Genomic DNA, 18693 nt, shown 5'->3' on the forward strand with positions numbered 1-18693 from the left:
TGCCCGTTCCCGATCCCCCTTTCACCAGCGAGGAGGCCCCAGGTCGCAAGGGGCGCGCTTCAGCGGCACATTCGCATCCAGAGCCTGCTCGGGTAGCTATGACAGGAGCAATAAGGAATGGTGAATTGGCGAACGGTGTCACGATCCGTGGGCGTGGCAGTGTCATTGGTGATGGTGACCGCCGGCTGCAGTGGTGGGGGCTCGGCCGGAAGCGAAGGTGGCTCGGCTACACCCGTGCGCGGCGGAGAACTGGTGATGGCCGTGAACACCGAGGGACAATCCATGGATCCCGCCTGGTGCGCGACACTCGCGTACGACCGGTGCGCACCGGTATTCGGTACGCTGCTGCGTTACGACACCGCGAATGAGCAGTACATACCGGGCATGGCGGAGTCATTCGATTCCGTCGACGGCAAAACCTGGACACTCAGGCTGCGCCCAGGCGTGAAATTCAGTGACGGCACGGACTTCGACGCCGCTGCAGTGGCATTCAACTGGGAGCGGGTCAAAGCCCCGGCGACACTTTCTCCGGCGGCCCGAATCGCCGAACCGCTCTCGTGGAGGGTGGTGGATCCACTGACCTTGGAGGTCACCCAGGAGAGCATCAACTTCCAATTGCCCCGGGCTCTCACACAGGGCCTGGGCATGATCGGATCGCCGACCGCGATCACGCAGCTGGGCAAGGACTTCGGCAATGCGCCGATCGGAGCGGGCCCGTTCGTGCTGAAGAAGTGGACTCGCAACTCGCAGGCCGAGTTCACGGCGAACGCGAATTACTGGGATCCGGGTCTGCCGTATGTCGACAGTTTCGTGCTGAAGGTGATCGGCCAGGACGATCAGCGTCTCAACGCGTTGCGCACGCGACAGATCAACATCAACTGGTCGCTGCTCAGCAAGGATGCCAAAACCATCGAAGCCGAGGGCTACACGGTCCATTCGCTACCGCTCATCGGCGGCACCGGTCTGAAATTCAACTTCGAGGACCCGGACCTGAAGGACCCCCAGCTGCGACTGGCGCTGCAGAAGGCCTTCGACAGCGCACAGATCAACAGCGCGCTGTATCCGGGTGACAAGCCGGTCGACGCGTTCTTGTACCCGGGTAATCCCTACCGTGACGACTCGCGCGGGAAATTCCCGGAGAAGGACCTGGCGGGTGCGCAGAAACTGTTCGACGCGTATCTGGCGAAGACCGGCAAGACGGGCCTGACATTGCGATTGAGCGCTTACGCGGGTATTCCCGCACTCGATCAGGTGGCACAGATGCTGCAGTCGCAACTCCAGCAGATCAAGGGCCTCGAGGTCGGCATCGAGCAGGTGGATAATTCGACGTTGCACGGCAAGTTCCGGTCCGGTGCGTACCAACTGGGATTGGGCGCCACGCTGTCGGAACAGATGGGTGCGATCTACGAAGTATTCCATTCCGGTGGGTCGGACAACACTACGCGCTACTCGAATCCGAAGGTCGATCAGGCGCTCGAAACGAGCCGGACATCCAACGATCCCGAAGTGGTCGCCGAGTCGTACAGGGTGGTCAACGGGGAGATTTCGAAGGATGCGCCGCTGCGAACCTGGCGATACCAGACGGGCTATATCTATACGCCCAAAAATGTCAAGGGCCTGGTTGTTGTCGGCACGTATGGGGGCGCCGGGGTGCAGCTCGATCGGGCATGGATCGACAAATAGCACCCCGGGCGATATGCGGCGGGCACCACTGTGCGCCGCGGCCGGGAACGAGCGGCGTCGGCCTGTCGCATGAACGGAGGTGAGCAAGGCATGAATGGGAAACTGCTCCGGCGATATCTGGTTCCGGTGGCATACTTGACCCTGCTGATCGTGATGGTCAGTGTGGCGGTCTTCCTGCTCCTGGAACTGATTCCCGGTGATCCGGTCGACGGCTTGGTTCCCGCCGGTGCGACGGACGAGATGCGCGAGCTCGCCCGGCACGCCTACGGATTGGACGATCCGCTGCTGGAGCGCTACTTCGCGTGGATCGGCGGAGTGCTGCAGGGCGATTTCGGCCGCTCGTTCACGACACAGACACCGGTGCTGACCTCGATCCTCGAGCGGGCGCCGGTGTCACTGGAGTTGGCAGTGCTCGCGATGGTGGTGGCGCTGGCGGTGTCGATCCCTGTCGGCGTCTGGTCGGCCTACCGGCCCGGAGGTCTGCTCGACCGGATCGCGACAGCGTTCACCTCGGCGACCTTGGCGACGCCGTCCTTCGTCCTCGGCATCCTGCTCGTCTTCGTTTTCGGCGTGCAATTCGGCCTGCTGCCGATTCTGGGATGGGTGCCGTTCGCCGAGGACCCGGTGCAACATATCGAATATCTCGTGCTGCCTGTCCTGACCTTGGCTGCCGGTGAATGCGTTCTGCTGACCCGAATCCTCAAGGGCGATATGATGGCGACCCTCCAGCAGGACCATGTGCTCTCGGCCCGTGCTCGGGGATTACCCACCTGGCGCATCCTCGTGTTCCACGCCCTGCGGCAGTCGTCCTTTTCCCTGATCACTGTGTCCGGCGTGGTGATCGGGAGACTCATCGGTGGCACGATCATCGTGGAGTCGATCTTTTCCCTGCCGGGAGTGGGCACATTGGTGATCAACGCGATCCTCTCGCGCGACTTCATCGTGGTGCAGGCCGTCGTGCTGCTGAGCGCACTGATCTACCTGCTGATCAACACCATCGTCGACCTGGCATATCCCTGGCTCGACCCGAGAGTGCGGCAGGTGAAGACATCATGACCGATCTCATCCGGCAGGGCGACGGCAGCGACGGCCGAGCGGTCGTGGAACAGCCGTCGCGCACAGCGTCACCGGCGCGTGCCCGATCGCGCCGGCGACGACGCCGGGACTATGGCGCCCTGATCGGTGCGGTATGGATCGTGCTCGTGGTCGCCGCCGCGGTGACTGCCGATTGGCTACCGCTGCCCGACCCGAACGAGATCACCGATGATTTCAGTGCGAGCCCCGGGTCGGGATCGCATCTGCTGGGAACCGATGCGCTGGGGCGAGACATCCTTTCCCGCTGTGTCTTCGGCGCGAGGGTGTCGATCTCGGTGGCGATCGGGGGTACTGCCATAGCGATGGTTATCGGCGTCGCGCTCGGCATGGTCGCCGGCTACTTCCGGGGCGCCATCGACCGGACGATCTCCTTACTGGTCAATTTCCTGCTCGCTTTCCCCGCGCTGATCTTCCTCATCGCGTTGGTCGCGGCCAGGGGGCCGGGCCTGCCGACGTTGGTCATGGGCTTGGCACTGCTCGGCGTTCCGAACTTCGCTCGTGTCGCCCGCGCGAACACCATCGCCTTCGCCGATCGCGAATTCGTGACCGCGGCGAAGGCGCTCGGAGCCGGACCGCTACGAATCCTGACGCGCGAGCTACTCGTCAACGTCATGCTCCCCGTCATCTCACTCGCCCTGGTGGTGATGGCGACGCTTGTGGTGGCCGAGGGGAGTCTGAGCTTCCTGGGGTTGGGTGTCCCACCGCCCACGCCGAGCTGGGGCGGGATGCTCTCCGCCGGCCGCGAATCGCTGAGTGAATATCCGCACCTGGTGCTGATTCCCTCGGTCTTCTTCTTCCTCACGGTGTTCTCGTTCAACAGCCTCGGTGATCGGATGCGTGGCCGGATAGGCAGAGAGTCGTCGATATGAGTGACAAGGTCGAAGTGCGGGCCCGTCCGGATGATCCGGAATCGGGCACGTTGCGAGAGACGCTGTTGGAAGTACGTGATCTCCGGGTCTGGTTCGATACCCCTCGGGGATACGTGCGCGCGGTGGACGGCGTCGATCTACGGCTGCCGCCAGGTGAGACGCTCGGTGTCGTGGGGGAGTCGGGGTCGGGCAAGTCGGTGCTGTCACGCGCGATCATGAAGATCCTCGCGCCCAGCGCCGAGATGCTGCCCGGTAGCGAAATCCTGTTGAACGGTGTCGATCTGGCTACGGTATCGCCGAAGCGGAACAAACATCTCTGGGGCGTCGATCTCGCCATGGTGTTCCAGGACCCCATGACCTCGCTCACGCCGGTGCAGACAATCGGTAAACAGCTGACCGAGACTGTGCGCTACCACCTCGGTCTGGACCGCCGAACGGCGCGCGACGAGGTGATCCGGCTACTGACGATGGTGGGTATTCCGGATCCTGCCAAGCGCTTCGACCAGTATCCGCACAACCTGTCCGGCGGTATGCGGCAACGAGTCACCATCGCACTCGCGATCTCGTGCTCACCCAAGTTGCTCATCGCCGACGAGCCGACGACCGCATTGGATGTCACGGTGCAGCATCAGATCCTGAATCTTCTGCGGGACCTTCAAGAACGGTCGAATATGGGCATGATCCTGATCACCCACGATCTCGGTGTCGTGGCGGGCCGGGCCGATTCGATCGCGGTCATGTACGCGGGGAAATTGGTCGAGAAGGCGCCGACGCGCGAGTTGTTCGTTCATATGCGCCATCCGTACACCCGCGCCCTGATCGAGGCCATCCCGCGGCTCGGCCACCCGAGCCACACGTACCTGCCGTCGATTCCCGGCAGGCCACCCACCGTCGTCGACCCGCCACCGGGTTGCGGGTTCGCGCCCCGATGTCCGTCCGCTCAGGCGAAGTGCCTGACCGAGTCACCGAGGTTGGAAACCGCAGCCGATTCCCCGGCGCATTCCGCCGCGTGTTTCTTCCCGCTCGGTACACCGGCCGGTGAGGCAGCGCGGCGGAACAATGCTGTCGCCGGTGTGACCGCGGCCGGCACCCGTATCGATTCGCGGGATGTGGCGTGATGGGTATCGGAGCGGGAACCGCACACCTTCGCGCCGGTGACGATATCGTGCTGCGCGTACGCAACCTCGTTGTCGAGTACGCCGGAACGGGCAGCGAGCGAGTTCTCGCCGTATCCGATATCAGTTTCGACGTACGGCGGGGCGAGACCGTCGGCCTGGTCGGCGAATCGGGATGCGGCAAATCGAGCGTGGCAAAGTCGATCATGCAGCTGCCCGCGCCGACGTCGGGATCGGTGCAGGTGGACGGAGTCGAGCTCGTCGGACTCCGGGGCTCCGCATTGCGCCGGCAACGGCGCAAACTGCAGATGATCTTCCAGGATCCGATCTCCTCACTGAATCCGATGCGCACGGTCGCGGACATCATCGCGGAGGGATTGCGGATTCACGGGGGTGCGAACAAGAAGGATATCGAGGCGCGAACCCATTCCATGATCGAACGCGTCGGGCTCGACCCGCAGACCGCGGCGCACCGGCGGCCCCACGAGTTCTCCGGCGGTCAATGTCAGCGGATTTCGATCGCGCGGTCGATGGTCCTCGAACCGGAGCTGGTGATCTGTGACGAACCGGTCTCCGCGCTGGACGTCTCGGTGCAGGCGCAGATCATCAATCTGCTCGAGGAGATGAAGAATCGTAACCAGCTCACGCTGGTTTTCATCGCCCACGACCTGGCCGTGGTGAAGAACCTCAGCGACCGCGTTGTGGTCATGTACCTCGGGAAGGTGTGCGAAGTGGCCGGCTCCGACGAGCTTTTCACCTCGCCGCTGCATCCGTACACCCGCGCGCTGATCGACTCCATCCCGGAGCCGGACCCGGACGCGCCGGTACGGGACGTGGTGCTGACGGGTGACCCCCCATCACCCTCGAATCCGCCGAGCGGCTGCCGCTTCCGCACCAGATGCTCTTTCGCACAGGACATCTGTGCGTCCGAGGAACCGGTGGTTCGCGAAATACGATCCGGACATTTCGCGGCGTGCCATTTTCCCTTGGAGCACGCGTAACCGTCGGTGCCATCGTCGAGTCGGCCACCAGATGGGCGCTGCGATCACCGCCGGCGGCAGTCCTATTGCTACCTGTGCTCGATCATGCCGCGTCCGTCCCGGTTCCGCGAGGCCGATCGGGTGCCGATAAAGCGAGGTCCGGTGGGGGGAACCAGCTCGGGCCCGCCGGCGCCGCGTAAGGCGGGTGCTCCTTGCGCCGCAGGTCGTGCGCATGTGGCTGTGGGCCGGTCGTACGGGTCAACGGGTAATTCGACATCCCCTGGTGGGTGACTGTTCACCTTCTCGGGGATCATCACGACACTTTCATCTAGATGAATGTGGGGCGTGACCACATCAGCTCCGCTTCGCCGACTTCCGGTCGGCACTACCTACAACCTCCGCGATATCGGTGATTACCAGGTGGAAGACAGCGCACGGACCAGCTGGGGCCGGCTGTTCCGATCCGACGCCGCCCGATTCACCGATGGCGCCGATATCGCCGCTCTCGGTCTGCGGACCGTGATCGACCTGCGCGACGACGCCGAGCGGGCGGCTCTACCCACCGGGCTCGATGCGTTCGTTCCGAATGTTCTCCACCGGCCGCTGGACCCCCGCGCGCTGCTGTCCGCAGTGTCCGACGCCGCCGAGGACCCGCTCGGCGAACTCTATGTGGCGCTCTTGCGTGAACGGGGTGCCGAGCTGACGACGATCGTCGCCGACCTGGCTCGGCCGGATGCGCTGCCCGCTCTCGTGCACTGTGCCGCGGGCAAGGACCGGACCGGCGTCGTGATCGCGCTCGTGCTCTCCGCCATCGGGGTGGCCGACGAGGTCGTCGCCCTCGACTACGCACTCACCGCCGATTACCTGACCGCCGATTTCTTCGCCGCGATACCGGCGGAATCGGGCGCCGCCGACCCGGCCGACCAGGCACTACACGGCGCTCGCCCCGAATCCATGATCGCGATGCTGCGTGTGCTCACCGCCGAATACGGCGGCGCCCGCGCCTACCTCACCGGTCACGGTGTGCCGGACGAGGCGATCGATCAGCTCCGCAACACCCTCACCCACTGATCTCGAGGAGACATCCATGAAGATTGTGCAGATTTCCGATACCCACCTGACCGCCTCCGGCGGTCCCACCACAGCCGCTTTCCGGCTGCTGGCACAGCATCTCAACGAGGAGGTCCGCCCCGACCTGGTCGTGCACTCCGGCGATATCCAGGTCCTGCATCCGGACGATGCCGCCGACCGTGCCCACTCGCGCGAGCTGCTCGAACTGATCAATGCCCCGTTGCTGGTGGTTCCGGGCAACCATGACATCGGCATGCCCGGTCTCAACGCCTGGGCCGGGCTCAGTGTGACCGATGAGCGCGTGGCCGCTCACGAGACCGCGTTCGGTCCGGGCCACTGGCGCCATGACACCGACGAGGCGATCCTGCTCGGGATCAACAGCGAACTGCTGGGTTCCGGACTGCAGCTGGAGGCCGACCAGTGGCGCTGGCTCGAAGAAACCCTCGTCGATCTGCCCGCGGGTCGGCCGGTGCTGCTGTTCCTGCACAAGCCGCTGTGGGCGGTCACCGACGAACCGGTCGACCATCAGGTCGATATCGGGCCCGTCTCCCGCGACCGGCTACTCGGGCTGCTGGCGCAGATCGAGTTGCGCGCTGTGGGCTGCGGACATCTGCACCGCTACCGGCAGACCCAGCGGGACAACGCGATCGAGGTGTGGGCACCCGCCACCGCGTTCCTCGCGTCCGGCGAGGGCGGCCTCCCGGAAGCGCGGGAGGAGTTGGGCTACGTCGAATACACCGTGGCCGGCGGCGAGGTAACCGCCGAGTTCCGGCTGGTGCCGGGAATGCCGCAGCTCACCACCGATGACGTTCCCGAGATCGCCCAGGCGATCGAGGCCATGACGGCTGCCGCGGTCTGATGGCGACACTCGAACTCGACGGGATCGTCCGCCGTTTCGGTGACACCACCGCGGTCGCCGACGTCTCGCTGACCACCGAACGCAACGAATTCCTCGTGCTGCTCGGCCCCAGCGGCTGCGGTAAGACCACCCTGCTGCGCATGATCGCCGGACTCCTCCCGCCCAGCGAGGGTCGCATCCTGGTCGACGGCAAGGATGTCACCACGCTGCCACCGCGAGAGCGTGACCTGGCGATGGTGTTCCAGAACTATGCCCTCTACCCGCATCTGACCGTCGAGCGGAACCTCGGCTTCGGGCTGAGTGTCCGCAAGACCGGCAAGCAGGAGATCCGCCGTCGCGTCGACGAGGTGGCGGAGCTGCTCGACCTCGGCCACCTGCTGCGCCGGCGCCCGAAGGAGCTGTCCGGTGGGCAGCGGCAGCGGGTGGCGCTGGGGCGCGCGATGGTGCGCGAACCGATGGCCTTCCTCATGGACGAGCCGCTGTCCAACCTCGACGCGAAACTGCGCTCGAGCACCCGGACCCGGCTCATCTCGCTGCATCGCAGGCTGGATACCACATTCGTCTACGTCACCCACGATCAGGTCGACGCGATGACCATGGCCACCAAGGTCGCGGTGCTGAACGAGGGCCGGGTCGAACAGTTCGGTACCCCGGTGGAGATCTACGACGAACCAGCGTCGGCGTTCGTCGCCGGGTTCATGGGCGCGCCGCCGATGAACCTGCTGCCTGCCGAGCTGGGCACCGGGCTCGACGATCAACTCGTATTACATGCTCCCGGAATCGAAGTCGAGCTTCCGTACCGAGCCGGTGGCGACTCCGGCGTCCGCGAGGTGCTGCTGGGTGTGCGCCCGGAACATCTCGTCCCGGTGCCCGCCGATCACGACGGGCCCACCCTGCGGGGGCGGGTCGATATCGTCGAGAACCTCGGCAACGAGGAGATCGCCCAGGTCGAGATCGGCGACCTGCGGGTGAGTGTTCGCGGCGCCCGGCCGATCCACCTCGCGCCCGGCGATACCACCACCCTGGCGGTGCGTCCCGAGTATGTCCACCTCTTCGCGCGGCAGAGCGGCCGGCGCCTCGCCTGGGAGCCCGAACGGGTTCCCGCCCTCGTTTCCTGAAAGTGATCCCCATGAAGTTTCCACGCGTCCTACCGGTTCTGGTGGTCGCGCTCGCCGCCGCTCTTTCCGGCTGTGCCACCATCCCCACGACCTCGGATACGGGGCCCGGCGCGGCTACCGAGATCATCCCCGAACTGGCCCCCGGCCAGCAGGTTTCGATCCGCTGGGAGAGCTACAACCTCGCCAGCGCCGGTATCTTCGGCGACACCACGCGGGGTCTGGTGGCGGAATTCGAGCGCCTGCATCCGAATATCGATGTGGAGGCGGTGCCGCCGCAGGGCTCGTCGAACGAGATCGCGCAGAGCGTGCAACGCCAGGTCATCGCCGGTAGCCCGCCCGATGTCGCCCAGCTGACCTTCGCCGACCTCCGTTATACCGCCAGTGATCTCGGCGCCGAGCCGCTCGATGCCCTCGTCGGCCGCGACGAGGTGCAGAGACTGCTCACCGACGGTCCGCACCCCTACGCTCCCCGGGCCGCCGTGCTCGGCGATGTCGACGGCACTACCTACGGCATCCCGTACGTCTTCTCGACGCCGATGCTTTTCATCAACGCCGACCTCTTCCGCAAGGCCGGACTCGATCCCGCGAACCCGCCGAAAACCTGGGACGAGGTCGCGGCCGCAGCCCAGGCCATAGCCAAGGTGCCCGGCACCAGCGGTGGTGCCTACCTCAGTTGCCTCGATGCCGCATCGGGCGGCGACTGGTGCCTCACCGGGATCGTCCGATCCGCGGGTGGCCGGCTGTTGTCCGAGGACGGAAAGTCCCTCACCTGGACCGATCCCGAATCGGTCGCCGCGTTCGACGGTATGCAGAAAATCGCCCAGGCCGGTCCGAACGCACTGCCGAATCTCAGTGGATCCGACGCGCAGGACGCGTTCCTGCGCGGCAACCTCGGCATGCTGCTGACCTCTGCCGCCCTCCAGAACGCGATACTCGAATCCTCCGCGGGCAAATGGCAGGCGGCCGCAGCACCCATGCCGGGCTTCGGCAGCACCCCGTCCGTGCCCACCAACTCCGGGTCGGCGTTGTTCGTCATGACCGGCGACCCGGCGAAGCAGCGCGCTGCCTGGGAACTGATCAAGTTCCTGACCAGTGCCGAAAGCGAGACCACGATCACTTCGAATATCGGGTACGTCCCCCTGCGTGCCTCCTTGATCGACGACCCCGACTATCTTCAGGCCTTCGCCGACGAGCATCCCGGCTTCGTCCGGCCCAATGTCGCCCAACTCGACCGGCTCGAACCCTGGGTCTCCTATCCCGGGCCGAACTACCAGCAGATCCGCACATTGCTGAGTAAAGCCACCGACGAGATCGTGTTCCGCGGTGCCGACCCACAGCAGACCTTGTCCGCCGCGCAGACCAGCGCCCAAGCCCTCATGCCGAAATGACCGCCGTCCTCGATCGGCCGGCTCCCGGACGCTTCGTGGAACCGGCCCCGCCGCCGAAGCGGAGCGAACCGCGTCCGGTGGCCCGCCGCCCGCTGCCGCGCCGGCTCGCCGGCGTGGTGACGCCCTATCTCTATCTGGTGCCGGCCCTGGCCGGACTGGTGGTCTGGGTGTATTCGCCACTCGTCCAGACCATCCAATTGTCGTTCTACGACTGGAATCTGGTGCCCACCTCACCCGCCCGCCCGGCGGGCTGGTCGAACTACTCCGAGGCGTTCAACCTGCCGCAGCTCGGCCAGGCCACGCTCAACACCCTGCTCTACCTCCTCGCGTTGCTGCCCTTCACCATCGTCATCCCGGTGGTGGTCGTGCTCCTGTCACAACGCGTGCACGGCCGGGCCCGCGCCTTCTACCGGACCGCGATCTTCGCGCCGTATCTCATCGCCCCGATCGTCACCGCCATCGTGTGGCGCTGGCTGCTCGACCCCAACGGCGGGCTGGTCAACCAGGTACTCGGGCTGTTCGGCGTCGCGCCGATCTCGTTCCTGCGCGACCCGAAATGGGCGATGTGGTCGATCGTGGTGATCGTCGGCTGGCAGCTGCTCGGGTTCGCCGTCCTCGTCGTCTCCGCGGGCATGTCCGGCATCTCCGACGACTATGCCGCCGCCGCGCGCACCGACGGCGCCACCGAACGTCAGATCACCCGGCGCATCACGCTGCCGCTGCTGTCACCGACGCTGCTGTTCATGGCGACACTGACCATCCTGTCCGCCGCTCAGCTGATGTTCCCGATGATCCAAACCCTCACCCAGGGTGGGCCCGGCGATTCCACCACCAACCTCTACTACCTCCTCTACGACACCGCATTCGGCTCGTTCGACGTCGGCCTCGCCTCCGCCGCCAGCGTGCTGTTCTTCCTCGGCTTCGGGCTCATCGCCTGGGGTGCGGTGTGGCTGATGGACCGCTGGAGCTTCCATGACGACTGACCCGACCACGTCCGAAACTGTTGCCCGCACTCGCCGATTCGATGTCTTCGGCGGTCACCTGGTCCTGGCCGCGATCGCCGTGTTCAGTCTCGTGCCGATCATCTGGATGTATGTCACCGCATTGCGCCCGCGCGACGATGTGCTGGGCCAGTCCGTGTTACCTACCGGGGTCAGCCTGGACAATCTGCGGGCCGCCGCCGACCTGCTGCCGCTCGGGGGCCTGATCGGCAATACCGCGCTCATGGCCGTCGGGGTCGCGGCCTGTCAGCTGTTCACCGCGCTGCTCGCCTCGTATGCCTTCGGGCGCTGGCGGTTTCGCGGTGAACGGCTGCTGTTCCTGATCTTCGTGGCCACCTGGCTGGTCCCGTTCCAGGTCACGATGTTGCCCAACTATGTACTGCTGTCCGACCTGGGCTGGTTGAACACCCTCACCGGGGTGATCGTCCCCCAGATCACCGCGCCGTTCGCAGTGCTGCTGCTGCGCCAGCATATGCGCTCGTTCCCGCGCGAACTGCTCGATGCCGCCCGTATGGACGGCCGGTCCCACTGGAACACACTGTGGACCGTCGTCGTGCCCTCGCTCCGCGGACCCCTCGCGGCGCTGGCCATTCTGCTGTTCGTCACCGCGTGGAACGAGTACTTCTGGCCGCTGCTCGTACTGTCGGATCCATCCTCGGTCGTGCAGATCGGGTTGCGCAGCCTCATCACCGAAGCCGGCACCGACTATGGTGCGATGATGGCCGCCGCCGGGGCCCTGTGCCTGCCCATCCTCGCCGTCTACATCCTGCTGCAACGCCAGGTCGTCAACGCCTTCGTCCGTTCCGGGCTGAAATGACCGGTACACGCAACGGCAGACAGGGCCGGATCCCGCTCTACCGTCAAGTGGAAACCGAACTGCTGCGCCGGATCCGGGACCGCGAACTCACCCCCGGCCGGCGGCTCCCGACCGAAACCGAGCTCGCTGCCGAATGGGGAGTCAACCGCCTCACCATAAGACAGGCCATCGGCGAACTCGCCCGCGCCGGACATGTTCTCGTCCGGCAGGGGTCGGGGACCTATGTGGCCGAGCCCCCGGTCGTGGTCGAGCTCGGCCTGCCCCCGATGCCGTCCACGGACGCCGACGCGGGCAGTACCGCGTCGATCGCCGACTTCGTTCAGCAGGACCAGACCGAGACCCTGATCGATATCACCGACCGGGATACTGCCCGGGACGCCGCTGAAGCGCTCGGCGCCGGGGGCCCCTTCGTCCGGGTCGACACCCTGGTCCGAACGGGCGACCAGCCGTTCATGGTGTGCAGCTACTGGCTCGAGGCGCGCCGGTTCCCGGACTTCGCCGGATCGGTCACCGAGCGGGTGGCGCTGTTCCAGATCCTGCAGGAACGCTACGATCTCCGGCTCCGCCACTCGTGGCGGGGGCTCACCGCGACCGTCGCGAGCACGGCCGACGCCGAACTGCTCGACGTCCCCGCGGGAAGCCCGGTGATGCTGCGTGACGGCGTCAACGTCGACGACGACCTCCGCCCGACCATGTACCTACGCCGCAGGCTTCGCGGCGACCGGATCCGGTTCACCATGCGTTACGACAGCGCGTAGGTCGTGTCCCGCACGTGATCGCGGCCCACTGGTGCGTCCGGCCGCCCGACCCCGGCCCGATCGGTTACCGTCCGGCCGTGACGAAGCGGCGCAGTTCCTCGGCGATATCCGGGCCGCCAGGGGTATAGATGATCTCGCCGTAGCCACGCTCCGCGACTCCCCGCAGCTGCCGCGCTATCTTGTCCGCTTCGCCGACAAGGGTTTTGACATCGTCGTAGGTGGGATCACCGCCCTGCGTGGCGGTGTCGTCCACGGCAATTTGATCGAGGTGGTGGCGATCACGCTCGATAGCGCTCGACTCGGTCCCGGTGCCCGGGAGGGTGTTCGAGCCGGTCTCACGGATATGTGTTCATTTGCTGTCGAGTTCTCCGCGCACCGTGGCGGCGATGCGGGTGAGCGCGGTGCCGAGGTGGCGTTGCTGAGCGGCGGTGAGGGGGTCGAACACGAGTCGCTTCACCTGTGCGGCATGCTCCGGCGCGCTCGCTGTGAGCTTGTGCCGGCCGGTGTCGGTGAGCGTGGCGAAGGTGTACCGGCCGTCGGTCGGGTCGGGTCGGCGGACGACCCAGTCGCGGGCCTCGAAGCGGTCCATCACCTTCGACAGGCGGGGCTGGGTGCTGTCGCAGTCCCTGGCCAGGTCGCTGAGCCGCATCGTGGCCTCCTCGGCCATGGACAGCCGGGCCAGCACGCCGTACTCGAAGTTGGAGATGCCGGAATCACGTTGTAACTGGCGGTCGAGCGCCGCGGGAAGGGCGATGACGACGGTGAGCAGCGCCTGCCACAGGTTCTGCTGATCGTCGTCGAGCCACGGTGGCTGATTTGTCATAAGGCTCATCGTACTTGCCCGGGCAACTGCTAGTACTTGCCTAGGAAAGTAATCCCGCGCTAGTATTCACTTGCCTAGGAAAGTAAAAATGCTTTCTCAGGCAAGTGAAGGAGCTGGTCTCAGATGACCCCGAACCACAGCGCACCGGCCGCGGCATACGACGACCTCCTCGCCAGGGTCCTGCCATGGGCGCGCAAGCGGCGGTCGTGGAGCCCTTCCGACGGGCCGACCCCCTTGGCATCGGTAACAACACACAGAAGGACAGTGTCATGAAAGCAGTGCGTTTCCACGAGTTCGGCGGCAGCGAGGTCCTGCGCTACGAGGACGTCGAGCGTCCGGTCCCGGGTATCGGGCAGGTACTGGTGCGGGTGGCGGCCACCTCGTTCAACCCGGTCGACGACCATATCCGCGCCGGTGGCCTGGCCGAGATGATCCCGATCAGCCTCCCGTACGTGCCGGGGATCGACCTCGCGGGCACCGTCGCCGAGCTCGGTGCGGAGGTGACAGGTGTCGAGGTCGGCGACCGGGTCGTGGCGATGCTGCCCCTGGACTCCGCCGGCGCCGCCGCCGAGTTCGCGCTCGTTCCGGCCGCGTCCCTGGCCCCGGCGCCCCGGTCGATCGATTTGATCGAAGCCGCCGCGTTGCCACTGACCGGCCTGGCGGCCTGGCAGACGCTGTTCGAGCTCGCCGAACTGAAACCCGGGCAGACCGTACTGGTCAACGGAGCGGGAGGCGGGGTCGGCAGCCTCGTCGTGCAGCTCGCCGCCGGCGCGGGAGCACATGTCACCGCGGTCGATACGCCGCAGAACGCCGACCGCCTTCGGGGCTACGGCGCGGAACGGGTGGTCGGCCCACTCGACCTCGCCGCGGGCCCCGCCGCCGTCGGCGGCCCGTTCCAGGTAGTGGTGAACCATGTACGCGTATCCCCGCCGGAGCTCGCGCAATTGACGGACTACGTCGCCGACGGCGGGGCCGCCGCCAGCTCCGCGGGCCCGATTCCCGAGGATCCGGCCCGCGGAGTGCGCAGCGCGAGCCTGTGGGTCCGCAGCGACGGAGCCCAGCTGACCGAGCTGGTCGCCAAGGTGGACTCCGGTGATCTCCGGCTCCACGTCGCCGCCCGCCGCCAGGCGTCCGAACTGGCCGCCGTGCATGCCGACGCAGGTGCCGGGCTGCTGCCCGGAAAGACTGTCGTGCTCGCGCCCTGACCCGGCCGGGCCGCTCGCCGTTCGTTCTCGGACCGGCGGGCGGCTCGTCCGAGCCGCGCGCACTCGAGACAGCGGTTATCGACGGGAAGGTTCGCCGGTCCGGTGCTGCGCGCGGATCTATCGAGCGGCGTCCGCGCCCTGGATCAGAGAACTTGGCGCAGAAATTGCCGGGTTCTGGGATTCTGCGGATTATCGAAGAATTGATCCGGGCTCGCGTCTTCGACGATCTTTCCGTCGCTCATGAAAACGATTCGATCGGCGGCCGCCTTGGCGAAACCCATTTCGTGGCTGACGACGACCATGGTCATACCCTCGTCCCGAAGGCGGACCATCACGTCGAGCACTTCTTTGACCATTTCGGGGTCGAGTGCGGAGGTGGGCTCGTCGAACAGCATGACCTCCGGTTTCATGGCGAGAGCCCGGGCGATGGCTACTCGTTGCTGTTGCCCACCCGACAACTGCGAAGGGTAGTTGTCACCCTTATCTCCCAGCCCGACCAGTTCGAGGAGTTCCCGGGCCTGCCTGCGCGCGAGGTCTTTCGGGGTGCCCAGTACATGCCGCGGCCCCGAGGCGACGTTGTCCAGGGCGGTCATCATGGGGAAGAGATTGAAACTCTGGAACACCATACCGGTGTGATGGCGCTGTTTCGCGAGCTGAGCTTCCGGGAGGGGCCGGCGCCGATCGTCGTCGGTGAATCCGATCATTTCGCCGCAGACGCGTATTGTGCCTGCCTCGATGGTTTCGAGGCAGTTCAGCGTCCGGAGGAGTGTGCTCTTTCCGCTCCCGGACGGCCCCAGTAGGAGGACCACTTCCCCCTTGCCCACCGAGAAGTCGATCCCGTCCAGTACGACCAGGTCGTTGTACGCCTTCGTCATATTCCGGACTTCGACCATCAGCGGAGCTTTCTCCGTCACCGTGGTCATCGATTCACCGCCTCTGCCTCGAGCGCACTCTCGGCCGGAATCTTGGATTCGCCGGTGCTCTTGTGTTTGTAGTTGCGGTCGTAGCCTCGCCCGACGCGGGCTTCGAGCATCCGCTGGATCAATCCCCACAGCGTGGTCAGCACCAGGAAGTACAGCGCGGCCGCACATAAGCCTTCGAGTACCCGGAAATTGACCTGCACGAGGAATTGTGTTCGCCGCAGCAGTTCCTGAACCGAGATCACCGATACCAATGTCGTTGTTTTCAGCAGGCCGTTGAAGCTGTTACCGAGGGGCGGAATCATCACGCGGAGCGCCTGCGGTAGTACGACGACTCGGAACACCTTGAAAGGTGACATTCCGAGAGCCCGCGCGGCTTCGGTCTGCCCGGCGGGGACGGACATGATCCCCGACCGCACGATCTCGGAGAGATAGGCCGCTTCGTTGAGCACCAATCCGAGCAGCGCGGCCTGGATAACCCCGAGCTTGATCCCGACCTGCGGCAATCCGGTGTAGATGATGACGAGCTGGACCAGCAGGGGAGTGCCGCGCATCAACCAGACGTAGAACCCGGATACCGCGCGCAGCGGCAGGAATCGTGACGATCGTGCCGCGGCGACCACCACCGCGAGAACGAGACCGAGGATCATGCTCACGACGGTGAGCCATATCGTGACCCACGCGCCTTTCAGTAATTGCTCGCTGGTCAGAATGGAGAAGAATGCGTCCCAGGACCACATGGGGATGCCTTTCGGATAGGGCTGTGGATCAGCTGTCCAGCGGACCTTTGCTCACGGCGATACTGCCCTCGTAGCCGGTGACGCCGTACTGGCCGAACAGATCCGGGAGGTAACCGTCGGCGCGCATCTCGGTGAGAACGCGTGCCACCTCGGCCGCCGCCTTGCTGCCCTTGGCGAAGCCCATGGCCAAGGGGGCTTCGTTGATACCACCGACCGCGGTCTCGAAGCGGCCGTCCTTCTGATAGAAGGACGTGACCGACTCCACGATCGACGTTCCGTCGATCTGGCCGGCGGACAATGCCTGGTAGGCGTCGGCGTTCGTTTTGAAGGTCTGGACGTTCAACGCGGGTTTGCCTTCGCGGGCGAACCGGTCGGCGAGCGCGGTGAGGGTATCGAACTCGTATCCGGGCGCTTCGACCCCGATGGTCTTGCCGGCCAGGTCGTCGACCTTGGAGATCGACTCCGGATTGCCCGACGGAACGGAGATGGATACGGCCTGGACCTCGTAGGGCACGAGGTCGATCGTCTCCGCGCGTTCGGGTGTGTAGAACATCCCGGTATCGATCATGTCCCACCGGCCGCTCTGGACGCCCGGGATCTGCGCGTCGAACTCGATGTTCACGAACTTCGGCGCGAGGCACAGCCGCTTGGCGATCTCCTTGCCCAGATCGACCCGCATACCGGTGACCTCGCCGTCGGCATCGACGTATTGCATGGGCGGGAGGGTGGCGTTGGTTGCCATGGTCAGCGCGCCCTCTTGTGCGAGGTCGGCGGCGCCGAGCGTCGGTGAGCAGTTCGTCGGGGCGGCAACCTCCTCGGACGAGCTGCATCCTGTGAGGCCGGCGGCAACGACTACCGCTGCCGTGAATCCGATTATCTTGCGCATTGACGAGCCTTTCGAGATGAACTGCACCGCAGCCTGGTGTCGGAAAGTCGAAATCGATTCGCCAGGGTGTGGGATCGATTGCATTGAGAGTGGCAAAAGCTTGAGGGGCCGTCAATGTGGTTAACGCGTCCGGCACCGAAGTAATCAACTGTTAACGCGCGGGCGGATCGCTCGACGAATTCACGTGGGATCCGTCACGGGGGCGGCACGATTCACGTTCGATCAGCCGCGCGCCGATCCGGTAGGTGCGGCCGTCCGGTTCGGCCGCGTCGTTGATCTGCTGGAACAACAGATCCATCGCCACGTTCGCCAGCTGGGCGGCGCCGTTGTCCACGACGGTGATCGCCGGTTGCCACATTGCCAGCCACGGCATGTCCTCATGGCAGACCAGGGACAATTCGCCCGGTATGGAGACACCGCGCCCCGAGAGTGTCGGCAGAATTCCGAAAACCGCCTCGTGGTTGGCCGCGTACAGCGCGGTCATCGGAGCGGGCCCATCGAGCAGGGAGTTCACTGCCTCCGCGCCGAACTCGGTGGTGAAAGGTCCTTTACGCACCAGGTCGTCGTCGACCTCGATTCCCGCCTCCGCGAGCGCGAGACGGTAACCCTCGAAACGTTCCCGGCCCGAGGTCGCGTCCGCGGTGCCGCCTATGTAGCCGATATGGCGATGTCCCAGCGCCAGCAGATGCGCGGTAGCGTCCCGGGCGCCGTCGATATCGTCGGCGAGCACGGTGGGGGCCCTGCTGCCGTGTACCGATCTGATGAGGTTCACCACCGCTCGTCCCTGCGACAGCAACCCGTTCGAGGCCTTCGCGCTACGACCGCTCCCGATGACGATCGCCGCGTCCACCGCGTGGTCGCCGAGCATCGCCAGCACGTCGTTCTCCCGGTCGGGATCCGCGTCGGTGATGCACAGAATCACTTGGAACCCGTCGGCGGAAGCTCTTTTCTGCACCACCTCCGCGACCGTGTGGAATGTCGCGTTGAGCAGGTTGTTCATCACCAGCCCGATCAGATGCGATCGGTTCGACCGCAGCGCGCTCGCGGCGCGGTTCGGCCGGTATCCGAGCGTGCGAGCGGCGGTTTCCACCGCGGCCCGGGTCTCGGCCGAGATCAACCCGGATCCGCTCAACGCGCGTGATGCGGTACTGCGCGATACGCCCGCGGCGATCGCCACATCGATCAAAGTGACCGCCATCGATCCCTCATATCTCTGTTCCGTGTCCGGCCAACCGATATTCGACACCGCCGGCGTTACAACCAGATTTCCGGCTTGACGGCGATGCTTCCTGACGGCAGTGTATGCAATCGATCCCATCATGTCGGCAAAACGACTATCTCCGATGGATTTCTGCTCGAAAGGCA

Annotated in this window: 19 protein-coding genes; 13 read left to right on the forward strand and 6 right to left on the reverse strand. The window is 65.6% G+C overall.

The genetic code is table 11. The features are described 5' to 3' along the window. The first annotated feature begins 153 nt into the window (after positions 1-153). The 12 genes from ABZ827_RS04000 to ABZ827_RS04055 all read left to right on the forward strand — a co-directional run bounded on the left by ABZ827_RS04000 (position 154) and on the right by ABZ827_RS04055 (position 12754). Complete coding sequence (locus tag ABZ827_RS04000; protein ID WP_357232526.1) at positions 154-1683, forward strand: ABC transporter substrate-binding protein; 1530 nt, start codon at positions 154-156, stop codon at positions 1681-1683. Positions 1684-1773: 90 nt separating this feature from the next. Continuing rightward, positions 1774-2739, forward strand: coding sequence for an ABC transporter permease (locus tag ABZ827_RS04005; protein ID WP_357232529.1), 966 nt, complete (start codon positions 1774-1776; stop codon positions 2737-2739). Beyond that, complete coding sequence (locus ABZ827_RS04010) at positions 2736-3647, forward strand: ABC transporter permease (RefSeq protein WP_357232532.1); 912 nt, start codon at positions 2736-2738, stop codon at positions 3645-3647. The genes ABZ827_RS04005 and ABZ827_RS04010 overlap by 4 nt, the downstream gene beginning before the upstream one ends. Continuing rightward, positions 3644-4765, forward strand: a complete 1122-nt coding sequence (locus tag ABZ827_RS04015; protein WP_357232535.1) for an ABC transporter ATP-binding protein — start codon at positions 3644-3646, stop codon at positions 4763-4765. Before ABZ827_RS04010 ends, ABZ827_RS04015 begins: the two co-directional genes overlap by 4 nt. After that, positions 4765-5763, forward strand: a complete 999-nt coding sequence (locus ABZ827_RS04020) for an ABC transporter ATP-binding protein (protein ID WP_357232538.1) — start codon at positions 4765-4767, stop codon at positions 5761-5763. Before ABZ827_RS04015 ends, ABZ827_RS04020 begins: the two co-directional genes overlap by 1 nt. Positions 5764-6087: 324 nt before the next feature. Further along, a complete protein-coding gene (locus ABZ827_RS04025) occupies positions 6088-6813 on the forward strand; it encodes a tyrosine-protein phosphatase (protein WP_357232541.1) in 726 nt (241 codons plus the stop codon). Positions 6814-6829: 16 nt separating this feature from the next. After that, positions 6830-7672, forward strand: coding sequence for a metallophosphoesterase (locus tag ABZ827_RS04030; protein ID WP_357232544.1), 843 nt, complete (start codon positions 6830-6832; stop codon positions 7670-7672). Beyond that, positions 7672-8790, forward strand: a complete 1119-nt coding sequence (locus ABZ827_RS04035; RefSeq protein WP_357232547.1) for an ABC transporter ATP-binding protein — start codon at positions 7672-7674, stop codon at positions 8788-8790. The genes ABZ827_RS04030 and ABZ827_RS04035 overlap by 1 nt, the downstream gene beginning before the upstream one ends. Before the next feature lie 11 nt (positions 8791-8801). Then, entirely contained in the window at positions 8802-10178 is a 1377-nt protein-coding gene (locus tag ABZ827_RS04040) for an ABC transporter substrate-binding protein (protein ID WP_357232550.1), read from the forward strand. Then, positions 10175-11161 (forward strand): ABC transporter permease subunit, encoded by a 987-nt coding sequence (locus tag ABZ827_RS04045; RefSeq protein ID WP_357232553.1) that lies wholly within the window; start codon positions 10175-10177, stop codon positions 11159-11161. Before ABZ827_RS04040 ends, ABZ827_RS04045 begins: the two co-directional genes overlap by 4 nt. Next, positions 11151-11996: a carbohydrate ABC transporter permease gene (locus ABZ827_RS04050; RefSeq protein ID WP_357232556.1), complete on the forward strand. Its 846-nt coding sequence runs from the start codon at positions 11151-11153 to the stop codon at positions 11994-11996. Before ABZ827_RS04045 ends, ABZ827_RS04050 begins: the two co-directional genes overlap by 11 nt. Continuing rightward, entirely contained in the window at positions 11993-12754 is a 762-nt protein-coding gene (locus ABZ827_RS04055) for a GntR family transcriptional regulator (protein ID WP_357232559.1), read from the forward strand. Before ABZ827_RS04050 ends, ABZ827_RS04055 begins: the two co-directional genes overlap by 4 nt. A 64-nt stretch (positions 12755-12818) precedes the next feature. Here ABZ827_RS04055 and ABZ827_RS04060 read toward each other — a convergent pair whose 3' ends face one another. Next, the gene (locus ABZ827_RS04060) at positions 12819-13007 is read right to left on the reverse strand and encodes a hypothetical protein (protein ID WP_357232562.1); all 189 of its coding nucleotides are present in this window, start codon (positions 13005-13007) and stop codon (positions 12819-12821) included. A gap of 96 nt (positions 13008-13103) precedes the next feature. Next, positions 13104-13577: a MarR family winged helix-turn-helix transcriptional regulator gene (locus ABZ827_RS04065; protein ID WP_357232565.1), complete on the reverse strand. Its 474-nt coding sequence runs from the start codon at positions 13575-13577 to the stop codon at positions 13104-13106. 269 nt (positions 13578-13846) lie between these two features. Between ABZ827_RS04065 and ABZ827_RS04070 the strand changes: the two genes are divergently transcribed. Beyond that, entirely contained in the window at positions 13847-14782 is a 936-nt protein-coding gene (locus tag ABZ827_RS04070) for an NADP-dependent oxidoreductase (RefSeq protein ID WP_357232568.1), read from the forward strand. A 143-nt stretch (positions 14783-14925) separates the two neighbouring features. On the opposite strand, the gene ABZ827_RS04075 is transcribed toward ABZ827_RS04070, so the two are convergent. From ABZ827_RS04075 to ABZ827_RS04090, 4 genes are all read right to left on the reverse strand, one after another. Further along, positions 14926-15705: an amino acid ABC transporter ATP-binding protein gene (locus ABZ827_RS04075; RefSeq protein WP_357232571.1), complete on the reverse strand. Its 780-nt coding sequence runs from the start codon at positions 15703-15705 to the stop codon at positions 14926-14928. Then, positions 15702-16442, reverse strand: coding sequence for an amino acid ABC transporter permease (locus ABZ827_RS04080; protein WP_357232574.1), 741 nt, complete (start codon positions 16440-16442; stop codon positions 15702-15704). The genes ABZ827_RS04075 and ABZ827_RS04080 overlap by 4 nt, the downstream gene beginning before the upstream one ends. A 28-nt stretch (positions 16443-16470) precedes the next feature. Next, entirely contained in the window at positions 16471-17328 is an 858-nt protein-coding gene (locus tag ABZ827_RS04085) for an ABC transporter substrate-binding protein (protein WP_357232577.1), read from the reverse strand. Between the two features lie 151 nt (positions 17329-17479). Further along, positions 17480-18526 carry a LacI family DNA-binding transcriptional regulator gene (locus ABZ827_RS04090; RefSeq protein ID WP_357232580.1) on the reverse strand — a complete coding sequence of 349 codons (1047 nt, stop codon included), beginning with the start codon at positions 18524-18526 and terminating at the stop codon, positions 17480-17482. Between the last annotated feature and the right edge of the window lie 167 nt (positions 18527-18693).

It is taken from the genome of Nocardia sp. NPDC019395, assembly GCF_040632335.1.
Classification (GTDB): Bacteria; Actinomycetota; Actinomycetes; order Mycobacteriales; family Mycobacteriaceae; genus Nocardia.

Excerpts from the sequence above, each read along its gene's own strand:
- ABZ827_RS04045 (WP_357232553.1), top strand. The coding sequence starts at position 10,175 with ATGACCGCCGTCCTCGATCGGCCGGCTCCCGGACGCTTCGTGGAACCG.
- ABZ827_RS04055 (WP_357232559.1), top strand. The coding sequence starts at position 11,993 with ATGACCGGTACACGCAACGGCAGACAGGGCCGGATCCCGCTCTACCGT.
- ABZ827_RS04080 (WP_357232574.1), bottom strand. The coding sequence starts at position 16,442 with ATGTGGTCCTGGGACGCATTCTTCTCCATTCTGACCAGCGAGCAATTA.
- ABZ827_RS04005 (WP_357232529.1), top strand. The coding sequence starts at position 1,774 with ATGAATGGGAAACTGCTCCGGCGATATCTGGTTCCGGTGGCATACTTG.
- ABZ827_RS04070 (WP_357232568.1), top strand. The coding sequence starts at position 13,847 with ATGAAAGCAGTGCGTTTCCACGAGTTCGGCGGCAGCGAGGTCCTGCGC.
- ABZ827_RS04030 (WP_357232544.1), top strand. The coding sequence starts at position 6,830 with ATGAAGATTGTGCAGATTTCCGATACCCACCTGACCGCCTCCGGCGGT.
- ABZ827_RS04010 (WP_357232532.1), top strand. The coding sequence starts at position 2,736 with ATGACCGATCTCATCCGGCAGGGCGACGGCAGCGACGGCCGAGCGGTC.
- ABZ827_RS04075 (WP_357232571.1), bottom strand. The coding sequence starts at position 15,705 with ATGACCACGGTGACGGAGAAAGCTCCGCTGATGGTCGAAGTCCGGAAT.
- ABZ827_RS04015 (WP_357232535.1), top strand. The coding sequence starts at position 3,644 with ATGAGTGACAAGGTCGAAGTGCGGGCCCGTCCGGATGATCCGGAATCG.
- ABZ827_RS04035 (WP_357232547.1), top strand. The coding sequence starts at position 7,672 with ATGGCGACACTCGAACTCGACGGGATCGTCCGCCGTTTCGGTGACACC.
- ABZ827_RS04020 (WP_357232538.1), top strand. The coding sequence starts at position 4,765 with ATGGGTATCGGAGCGGGAACCGCACACCTTCGCGCCGGTGACGATATC.
- ABZ827_RS04085 (WP_357232577.1), bottom strand. The coding sequence starts at position 17,328 with ATGCGCAAGATAATCGGATTCACGGCAGCGGTAGTCGTTGCCGCCGGC.
- ABZ827_RS04090 (WP_357232580.1), bottom strand. The coding sequence starts at position 18,526 with ATGGCGGTCACTTTGATCGATGTGGCGATCGCCGCGGGCGTATCGCGC.
- ABZ827_RS04065 (WP_357232565.1), bottom strand. The coding sequence starts at position 13,577 with ATGACAAATCAGCCACCGTGGCTCGACGACGATCAGCAGAACCTGTGG.
- ABZ827_RS04040 (WP_357232550.1), top strand. The coding sequence starts at position 8,802 with ATGAAGTTTCCACGCGTCCTACCGGTTCTGGTGGTCGCGCTCGCCGCC.
- ABZ827_RS04050 (WP_357232556.1), top strand. The coding sequence starts at position 11,151 with ATGACGACTGACCCGACCACGTCCGAAACTGTTGCCCGCACTCGCCGA.